Here is an 8,736-nt window from a genome sequence, read left to right as displayed (position 1 = left end):
CCGACGGTCAGCGTCGAGCGGGTGTCGTAGGAGTTCACGCGCGGCACTCGGCGGCCGGGCACGCCGGGCACATGCCGGTGCCGGCGGCGGCCGGCCGCTACTGCCCGTGCGGCCGGACGGGGCACGCCGAGGCCGTGGCGTCCGGGCCGGCCATGACGGCCCGCTACGGCGGCGGGACGGGGCTGCCGGAGATCGTCACCCGGGCCGGTGACGGTGACCTGCGGGCCACCATGGTGCTGGCCGAAGGCGCGACCGCGCTCGGGCAACTCGTCGGCGGGCTGGTCAACCTGCTGGACCCGGAGATCGTGCTGATCGGCGGGGGAGTGGCCGAGTGCGGCGGCGCGTGGTGGGAGACGCTCTGCGCGACCGCCCGGGCCGAACTGCTGCCGCCGGTGGTCGGGGTGCCGATCCGGCACGGGCGCCTGGGCGGGTCGGCGGCGATCCTCGGGGCGGCCCGGCTGGCGTGGGAGGCGCGGTGAACCCGATGCTGGCCGCGCTGCGCGGGACGTTGATCGTCTCCTGTCAGGCGTATCCGGGTGAGGCGCTGCGGGACCCGTACACGATGCGGGCCATGGCGGCGGCCGTGGCCGCCGGTGGGGCGGCCGCGATCCGGGCGCAGGGCCTGGAAGACATCCGGGCCATCAAAGCCACCCTCGACCTGCCGGTGATCGGGTTGTGGAAGGACGGTGACCAGGGCGTCTACATCACACCGACGGTCGGGCACGCGGTGGCGGTGGCGGAGGCCGGCGCGGACATCGTGGCGATCGACGCGACCGACCGGCCGCGACCGGACGGGCGGAGCCTCGCCGAGACGGTGGCGCTGTTCAAGCAGCGCACCGGGCGGCTGCTGATGGCTGACGTGTCGACGGTCGAGGAGGGCCTGGCGGCGGCCCGGGCCGGTGCCGACCTGGTCGGCACCACGCTGGCCGGGTACACGCCGGCGCGGCCGCGCACGCCGGGGCCGGACCTGGATCTGGTGCGGGACCTGGCCCGGTTGGTCGACGTCCCGGTGCTGGCCGAGGGGCGGATCCACACACCGCAGCAGGCGGCCGCGGCGATGCGGGCCGGGGCGTACGCGGTGGTGGTCGGCACCGCGATCACCCACCCGACCAGCATCACCCGGTGGTTCCGTGAGGCCATCGCCGGCTGACGTGTCTGAAACTGTTCGGTGCTTGTCGTTCCGGACACTGGCGGCGGTCTCCGGCCCGCGGAAAGATCTTCCGTAACTTCAAGAAAGCGGGAGAACAACATGGGAACCAACCGGACTGTGGCGGTGTTCGGGGCGTACGGGCACACCGGCCGATTCCTGGTCGCGGAGCTGCGCGAACGCGGATATGTGCCGCTGCTGGCCGGCCGTGATCAGCAGCGGCTGCAGGCGCTGCGGCAACCCGGGGAAGAGGCCCGGCCGGCGTCGGTCGACGACCCGGCCTCCCTCGACCGGGCGCTGGCCGGCGCGGCCGCGGTGATCAACGCGGCCGGGCCGTTCGCCTCGACCGCCGGGCCGGTGATCGAGGCGGCGCTGCGCGCCGGTATCCCCTACGTCGACGTGGCCGCCGAGATCGAGGCGAACGTGGACACGTTCGCCCAGTACGGCCCGGCGGCCCGGGCGGCGGGCACGGTGGTGGTGCCGGCCATGGCGTTCTACGGCGGGCTCGGCGATCTGCTGGTCACCGCGGCGATGGGCGACTGGGCGGCGGCGGACGAGGTGGACATCGCCTACGGCCTGAGCAGCTGGCAGCCCACGGCCGGGACGGTCAAGTCCGGGACGGTCTCCGGCGAGCGGCGCGGTGGCCGCCGGGTTCGCTACAGCGGCGGGCAGCTGGAATACCACGACGACGCGCTGCCCACTCAGGAGTGGGAGTTCCCCGAGCCGCTCGGCACGCAGACCGTGATCGGCGAGTTCAGCATGGCCGACATCGTCACCGTCCCCAGCCACCTGGCGGTGCCGGAGGTGCGCACCCACATGGCGGCCAAGGCGGCGGCCGACCTGTTCGCCCCGGACGCCGCGGCGCCGACCGCGGTGGACTCGCGCGGCCGGTCGGACCAGACGTTCGTGGTCGACGTGGTGGTCCGCGCCGGCGAGGCCTCGCGGCGGGTGGTCGCCACCGGTCAGGACATCTATGCGATCAGCGCGCCGCTGGCGGTGGAAGCCGTCGACCGGATCCTCACCGGCCGGATGCGCGGCACCGGCGTGCTCTCGGCGGGTGCGGCCTTCGACGCTCCGGACTTCCTGGCGGCCCTCTCCGCGCACCTGAAGGTGCACAACCCGGCTGCCGCTCGCGACTGACGCGGGGCGCGGACCCTCGTGCCGCTGACCGGAACGGCGGCGGCAACCGTCCGAAATCTGATGGACGCGGTCCGGCGGCGGCGTCAATCTGAACGGGGGCAGGTCGGCCGCTGATTCCGGGGCCGTCGGGAAGCCCGGTCGGTCGCCTGCCGCCCGGAGGTCCGCCGTGCCGTTCCGAGTCCTCGCCGCACCGACCGGTCTGGTCGGTCGCGAGCCAGAACGCCGGGCGCTCTCCACCATGGTGGAGTTCGCCCGCGCCGGGCGGGGTGGCGCGATGGTCGTCGCCGGCGAGCCGGGCATCGGGAAGACGGCGCTGCTGTCGCACGCGATGGCCGCCGCCGGGGACGCGACGGTGCTCGCCACGACCGGGCTGGAGTCGGAGGCGTCGCTGCCGTACGCGGCGCTCGGCGACCTGCTGCAACCGCTGCTGGGCCACCTCGACGTGCTGCCCCCGCCGCAGGCGCACGCGCTGCGGGCCGCGCTGGCGCTGGAGGACCACGACGGCGAGGCCAGCCGATACGCGGTGTGCATGGCCACGCTCGCCCTGCTGACCGCCGGCCCCGGACCGATCCTGGTGCTGGTCGACGACGTGCAGTGGATCGACCGGCCGTCGCTGTCGGCGCTGCTGTTCGCGGCGCGGCGGCTCACCGCGGACCCGGTGGCCATGCTGCTGGCGGTTCGGGACACCTCGCTGGACCTGGTGGAGGCCGCGCAGCTCGACGTCCTGCGGATCACCGGCCTGGACGGGGACGCCGCCCGGCGGCTACTCGGCATGCTCCGCGAGGGCCGGCTCTCGCCGGCCGTCGCCGAGGAACTGTGGCGGGCGACCGGCGGCAACCCGCTCGCGCTCGCCGACATCTGCGGCGCGCTCACCGACGACCAGCTGACCGGCGCGGCCGCGCTGCCCGAGCCGCTGCCGGTCCGGGCCGGCCTGCAGCGCGCCTTCGCGGACCGGATCACCGTGCTGCCCGAACCGGTCCGGACCGCGCTGCTGGTGGTCGCGCTCAGCGCCTCCGCCGCGCCGGAGGGACTGTGCACGGCCCTCGACCTGCTCGGGGTCGGCCGCAGCGCGCTTACCGAGGCGGAGCAGGCGGGGCTGGTCCGCCAGGAGGGCGGCCGGGTCGCCTTCGCCCATCCGCTGCTGCGCACCGCGGTGCAGCGCACGGCCGGGCTGGCCGAGCGGCGCCGCGCCTACGAGGCCCTGGCGGCCACCGCCTCCGGCGGGGAACGTGCCTGGTATCTGGCGGCCGACGTCCTCGGCCCCGACGAGCAGGCCGCGGCGGCGCTGATCCGGGCGGCCGACGAGATGCGGCACCGGACCGGGCACGCCGAGGCGGCCCGCGCCCTGCACCGGGCGGCCGAGCTGACCGCGGACCCGGACGGCCGGGCCCGGCTGCTGCTGGCCGCCGCCGACGACGCCCAGCTGGGCGGCGGGCTGACCGACGCGGCGGTCTGGCTCAATCAGGCCCGCTCGCTGGCGATCGACCCGCTGCTCGGCGCCGACATCGCGCTCGCACAGGGGCACGCCCTCTCCCGCCGCGGGACGCCGGCGATCGCCCAGCGGGTGCTCGCCGACGCCGCGGAGGCGATCTGGCCGGCCGACCCGCGCCGCGCGTCCGAACTGCTCATGGCCGCGGTGGAGCCGGCCCTCACGGAAGGCCGCTATCAGGACGCCCTCGGCTACGCGCGCCGCGCCGCGGATCTGACCGCCGACGACCCGGCCGCCGCCCAGGTGGTCCTCGCCGAGATCCTGCTCGTCACCGGCGACGTGCCCGCGAGCCGCGCGCTGTTCGACCGGCACGAGGCGTACGTCAAATCCCTGCACCCGGTCGCCGCCGCCGGCGCGCTGTCGCTGGTCGGCCTGTGCCGGGCCTGGCTGGAGGACTATCCCGCCGCTGTCGGCGTGCTCGCCGACGTGGTCGGCGCGGCCCGGCGGGCCGGCGCCCTCACCGCCCTGGTGCGGGCCCTCGCCTACGACGCCGAGGTCCGGCGCTACACCGGGGACTGGCTGGTCGGCTACGTCCACGCCGAGGAGGCGCTCCGGCTGGCCCGGGAGCTGCGGGAGGTGGCCGTCCTCGGCTTCCTCTCGGTCACGCTGGCCCGCTACGACGCGGCCCGTGGCCGGCGCGGGCTCGCCGAGGAGCGCCTGGCCGAGGCCGGCAGCATCGCCGGCCCGCTCGGCACGCCGGGCCTGCTCCCGCTGGAACGCTCCGCCCGCGGCCTGCTGCACCTGGTCGCCGGGGAGTACCCGGAGGCGATCGCCTGCCTGGAGGGGATGCGCGAGTTCGTGGCCTGCGCCGGCCCGGCCGATCTCGACTTCCTGCCGTGGTGCGCCGACCTGGTCGAGGCGTACTGGCGGGCCGGTTACCCGGACCAGGCCCGGGAACGGCTGGCCGAGCTGGCGGCGCGCGCGGTGGCCAGCGAGCTGCCCGGGCGCCAGGCGCTGGTGGCGCGCTGCCGGGCGATCACCACACCGGACCCGCGTGCCGCCGAGGTGTACTTCCGGGAGGCGATGCGCCGGCACCGCGAGCGGCCACAGCCGTTCGAGATGGCCCGGACCGCTCTGCTGATGGCCACCACGGCGCGCGGCACCGGCGGGCGGGCGGACCGCCGGTCGCTGCTGCGCGAGGCGCTGGTGATCTTCGAGCGGCTGGACGCGCAGCCGTACGCCCGGCAGGCGGCCGCGGAGCTGGCGGCCGGCGGCGAGCCGGTGGCGGACCGCCGGAACTCGCCGCTGAGCCTGCTCACCCCGCAGGAGCTGCAGGTCGCCCAGGCGGTGGCGAACGGGATGAGCAACCCGGAGGTGGCGGCCACCCTGTTCATCTCCCGCAAGACCGTGGAGAGCCACCTGTCCAGCGCCTACCGCAAGCTCGGCGTGCAGTCCCGCACCCAGCTGGTACGCCGGCTGCTCGCCCTCGACGGTCAGGACTCCGGCGCCGGGTCGGGCAGGCTCGGCAGGACCGTGGGGTCGGCGTAAGCGGCCACCACCAGCACGCGTAACCGGGCCAGGAAGGGACCGTCCCGGTCGGCGTGCCGGCGCACCGCGGCGAGGAGATCCAGCACCTGCGCGGCCGACGCGCGCTGCGCCAGGACGGCGGCGAGCGCCCGCCGCCCGGCCGGATCGTCCCGGAGCCGGGCCTCGACGGTCGCCGCCAGCTCGTCGCGCCGCGCCCAGCCCTCACCGGACGTCTCACCGGGCGCGAGCAGGCGCACGGCGACGGAGGAGAGGAACGTCGTGTCGGTCATGGCCCGCCACCTCGGGGAGACACCGTCCACTATGAGGCCCGTGGGAGCGCGCCGCCTCCGGGAGGTCCCGCGCACAGACGCGGGAGTTCCCGGAGGCGCCGGCCACCCGGCGGGCGGCAGCATCGCAGACATGACGTACGGGCACCGCGCCGCGGAGGCCGGCCATCGGCGGCTGAACGCCGAGGCGGCGGCCGCCGTGGGTCTTCCGGCGGTGATGCGCCGGGGAGCCGGCGACCGGCACGTCCGGATCGCCATCGTGGACGGCCCGGTCCAAGACCATCCGCTGCTCGACCAGGCCCCGATCGTCTCGCTGCCTGTTCCGGAGCCGCCCGGAGCCGACGACGGCGCCCGTGCCCACGGCACCTTCGTGGCCGGCATCCTCGCCGCTCCCCGCGGTTCGGCGGCACCGGCGATCAGCCCCGGCTGCACCCTGCTGGTGCGCCCGATCCGCACCGGCGCCGCAGCCTCGCTCCCGCCGGCGCCGGACCGGCTCGCCGACGCGATCCTCGACTGCGTCCGGGCCCGGGCCGACGTCATCAACCTCGGCCTGGTCCTCTCCGCACCGGCGGACCGGGCCGGGCGCCTGGCCGAGGCGCTCACGCTGGCCGCCCGGCAGGGCGCCATCGTGGTGGCGGCCGCGGGGGACGAGCGGACGCCCGGCGGCTCGGTGGTCTCCCGCCACCCGTGGGTTCTTCCGGTGGTCGCCGCCGGCCTGTCCGGGGCGCCGCTGTCCACCGCGGCTCTCTCCGCCTCGACGGGGCGCCGGGGCGTGGCGGCACCCGGGCGGGTGGCGAGCCTCGGGCCGGACGCCGGCCTGCTGGTCCGCACCGGATCCAGCTTCGCCGCGGCCGTCGTCACCGGTGTGGTGGCGCTGCTGCGGTCCCTGGTGCCGGCGGCTCCGGCGGCGGCTGTGCGTGCGGCGGTGGCCGCCACGGCGCCCCGCGGCCGGTCGACCGTGCCGCCGGTGCTGGACGCCGCGGCCGCGTACACCCTGCTCACTTCCGGGCAGTCCCGTCATTTCCCGCTCAGCAGGAGTTTTCGCCATGCCTGAAGCTCACCGGCGGCCGCCGCGGGTGGTCCGCCTTCCGGGATTCGTGACCGACGAGCCGGTGGGGCTCGGCGATGTCATCAAGCGCGCCACGGCACTGGCCGGGGTGCGGCCGTGCGGCGGCTGCCAGGCCCGGGCCGCGCGTCTCAACAACTGGTTGGCGATCGGCGGCCGGGGTTCCGGCACGCCCGGATCCGAGGCGAGGTGAGCATGTCCGACGACCCGCAGGACGGCAGGCAAGCCACGATGAGCATCGCCACCGCGGAACCGGAGCCGGGCGGTGGGGCGGCGTTCGCTCCGTCGTACGTCTTCGCGCTCGGCCAGATCGTGCCACGGTTCCCGACCGTCTCGGTGGAACGCGAGTTCGCCCAGGCGGTGGGCCGCGGGGACACCGAGGGACTGACCGACGCCCAGGCCCGGCACCGGGTCCTGTCCGCCCGGGAGAACCGCTATCTGGTCCGCCAGCTGTGCTGGACGTTCGTCATCGAGGGCCTGGAGAACTACGTCCTGCTCCCGAAGGACCCGGGTGACTACGAGCTGCTCGCCGAGGCGGTGCGCGCCGAGCCGGACCGCAACGACCTGGACGTCGTCATCGGCCAGCTGGGGCCCGCGGCGCCGCCGCAGGTCTGTGGTGGCCTGACCCTGCCGATCGTCTTCTTCGACCAGCTCTACTCGTTCGACCGGGACTCGCTGCTGTCGGCCATCCCGCGCCCGGAGGGCGAGGACGCGCCGAGCGAGGAGCAGTTCCACGCGACGGCGGGGGAGCTGTTCGACCGGATCATGCAGGTGGCCGACAACGCCGGTGTCACCGGCGAGCACCGTGCCCTCAACTACCTGGCGTCACGTTACGACGCGGTCTACACCCAGACCGCGCGGGCCCATGCCGGCAACGCCTCGCTGTCCAGCGTCGACGTCCGGCGGTCCCGGCTGGCCGGCGTCCGCGACATCGTCGACGTCGTCTTCACCTACACGCACCGGACCACGGACGTGGTGGACAAGTACTTCGTCCGCGTGGACGTCACCGAGGAGTTCCCGTTCCTGGTGACCAAGCTGTCGCCGTTCTACGAACGCTGAGGAGGAACTCATGGCAGTTCCAGGGTTCACCGCGACGCTCTCCTTGCCGTACGCCGGGGTGGCCCCGGTACTGACCCTGGCTCAGGGAACCCGGGCCGAGTGTGTCGCCGCGTGCATGGATGCCTGCCAGTCGGCGGGTGGTCTCGCCCGCGAGTGCGTCGGGCCCTGCCGCGCCGAGTGCGCCGACCTCGGCGGTGGCGGCAGCGGTGGCGGTGGCGGCGGCACGCCTCAGCCGCTGCCGACCTGTTCGAGCGGCGACATGTGCTACAGCCCGGCGAGCGGGATCACCTGCGGCTGCCAGCCCGGCCAGACGTGCGCCAGCCGCTGCACCACCCGGCGCGACTGCCGGGTCCGGCCGGAGCTGTGCCTGATCGTGCCGTTCCCGCTGTGCCTGGTGCCGCAGTGCGAGGTGACGCGGCTCTGCTCGGTCGAGATGTACTGCCAGTGATCACCCGGTGGGAAGGAGAAACCGATGCTCCCCTCGTTCACGGCCGCCAGTGGCCTGCTCGCCGCACCGCGGGCCTTCAGCTGCCCGCCCGCGGGCCTGTGCGACAAGGCTTCCCGGTTCTGCCGGACCGGCACCGAGCAGCCCTGGTGCACCATCCTCGACCGGTGTTTCGACTGTGCGGCCCCGGAGCCGGTCTGCGTGCCGACCGTGACCTGCCGGCCGGATCCGGCGGGGCCCGCCGGGTGCCAGATCTGCGTGCGCGAGAACTGCGACGGCACCGGAGCGCTCTGGCATACCTGCTGAGCCATCCACGACGGTAAGGAGGGGCCGGCATGCCCTGGTCGCACCATTCGCCGATCGGCCACCCGTTCGACGCCGACTTCGACTGCAGCGGTCTGGACGTCGCCGCGAAGTTCGCGATCCATGGCGATTTCGACGGTGACGGCCGTGATGAGATCGCGGTCGCGCCGGACACGCCGTCCAACGCCTTCTGGGTGATGGATTTCGACCCGGCTGCCGGAGCGTGGGCGCACCTCAGCCCGCTGCCGGACCATCCCCTGGAAGCGGATTTCGTCAGCGTGGGGCTGCAGCCCGCGGTGAAGCTGGCGGTGGCCGGTGATGTCGACGGTGACG

General features: G+C 75.2%; 11 protein-coding genes. 10 read left to right on the top strand and 1 reads right to left on the bottom strand.

Annotation, left to right across the window (positions count from 1 at the left end; genetic code table 11):
• From AB0F81_RS40380 to AB0F81_RS40365, 4 genes are all read left to right on the top strand, one after another.
• Window positions 1-479, top strand: a 479-nt coding sequence (locus AB0F81_RS40380; RefSeq protein ID WP_360206972.1) for an ROK family protein, incomplete at its 5' end; no start/stop codon positions are given.
• A 5-nt stretch (window positions 480-484) separates the two neighbouring features.
• Window positions 485-1,150: an N-acetylmannosamine-6-phosphate 2-epimerase gene (locus AB0F81_RS40375; protein WP_360206974.1), complete on the top strand. Its 666-nt coding sequence runs from the start codon at window positions 485-487 to the stop codon at window positions 1,148-1,150.
• A gap of 99 nt (window positions 1,151-1,249) precedes the next feature.
• The gene (locus AB0F81_RS40370) at window positions 1,250-2,287 is read left to right on the top strand and encodes a saccharopine dehydrogenase NADP-binding domain-containing protein (RefSeq protein ID WP_360206969.1); all 1,038 of its coding nucleotides are present in this window, start codon (window positions 1,250-1,252) and stop codon (window positions 2,285-2,287) included.
• A gap of 166 nt (window positions 2,288-2,453) precedes the next feature.
• Complete coding sequence (locus AB0F81_RS40365) at window positions 2,454-5,264, top strand: AAA family ATPase (RefSeq protein ID WP_360206966.1); 2,811 nt, start codon at window positions 2,454-2,456, stop codon at window positions 5,262-5,264.
• Here AB0F81_RS40365 and AB0F81_RS40360 read toward each other — a convergent pair.
• Window positions 5,210-5,533, bottom strand: coding sequence for a hypothetical protein (locus tag AB0F81_RS40360; RefSeq protein ID WP_360206963.1), 324 nt, complete (start codon window positions 5,531-5,533; stop codon window positions 5,210-5,212). The two genes, AB0F81_RS40365 and AB0F81_RS40360, sit on opposite strands and share 55 nt — an antisense overlap.
• A gap of 130 nt (window positions 5,534-5,663) precedes the next feature.
• Between AB0F81_RS40360 and AB0F81_RS40355 the strand changes: the two genes are divergently transcribed.
• From AB0F81_RS40355 to AB0F81_RS40330, 6 genes are all read left to right on the top strand, one after another.
• Complete coding sequence (locus AB0F81_RS40355; RefSeq protein WP_360206961.1) at window positions 5,664-6,584, top strand: S8 family serine peptidase; 921 nt, start codon at window positions 5,664-5,666, stop codon at window positions 6,582-6,584.
• The gene (locus tag AB0F81_RS40350) at window positions 6,577-6,789 is read left to right on the top strand and encodes a hypothetical protein (protein ID WP_360206959.1); all 213 of its coding nucleotides are present in this window, start codon (window positions 6,577-6,579) and stop codon (window positions 6,787-6,789) included. The genes AB0F81_RS40355 and AB0F81_RS40350 overlap by 8 nt, the downstream gene beginning before the upstream one ends.
• Window positions 6,790-6,791: 2 nt before the next feature.
• Window positions 6,792-7,655: a hypothetical protein gene (locus tag AB0F81_RS40345; RefSeq protein ID WP_360206956.1), complete on the top strand. Its 864-nt coding sequence runs from the start codon at window positions 6,792-6,794 to the stop codon at window positions 7,653-7,655.
• A gap of 10 nt (window positions 7,656-7,665) precedes the next feature.
• On the top strand, window positions 7,666-8,103 hold the full coding sequence (locus tag AB0F81_RS40340; RefSeq protein ID WP_360206954.1) for a hypothetical protein: 438 nt from the start codon (window positions 7,666-7,668) through the stop codon (window positions 8,101-8,103).
• Between the two features lie 24 nt (window positions 8,104-8,127).
• The gene (locus AB0F81_RS40335; RefSeq protein WP_360206951.1) at window positions 8,128-8,406 is read left to right on the top strand and encodes a hypothetical protein; all 279 of its coding nucleotides are present in this window, start codon (window positions 8,128-8,130) and stop codon (window positions 8,404-8,406) included.
• Between the two features lie 29 nt (window positions 8,407-8,435).
• Window positions 8,436-8,736 (top strand): hypothetical protein (locus AB0F81_RS40330; protein ID WP_360206949.1); only part of this gene is annotated, 301 nt, incomplete at its 3' end.

It is taken from the genome of Actinoplanes sp. NPDC024001 (assembly GCF_040638955.1).
Lineage (GTDB): Bacteria > Actinomycetota > Actinomycetes > Mycobacteriales > Micromonosporaceae > Actinoplanes.
This window is presented reverse-complemented; position numbering and strand designations above follow the sequence as displayed.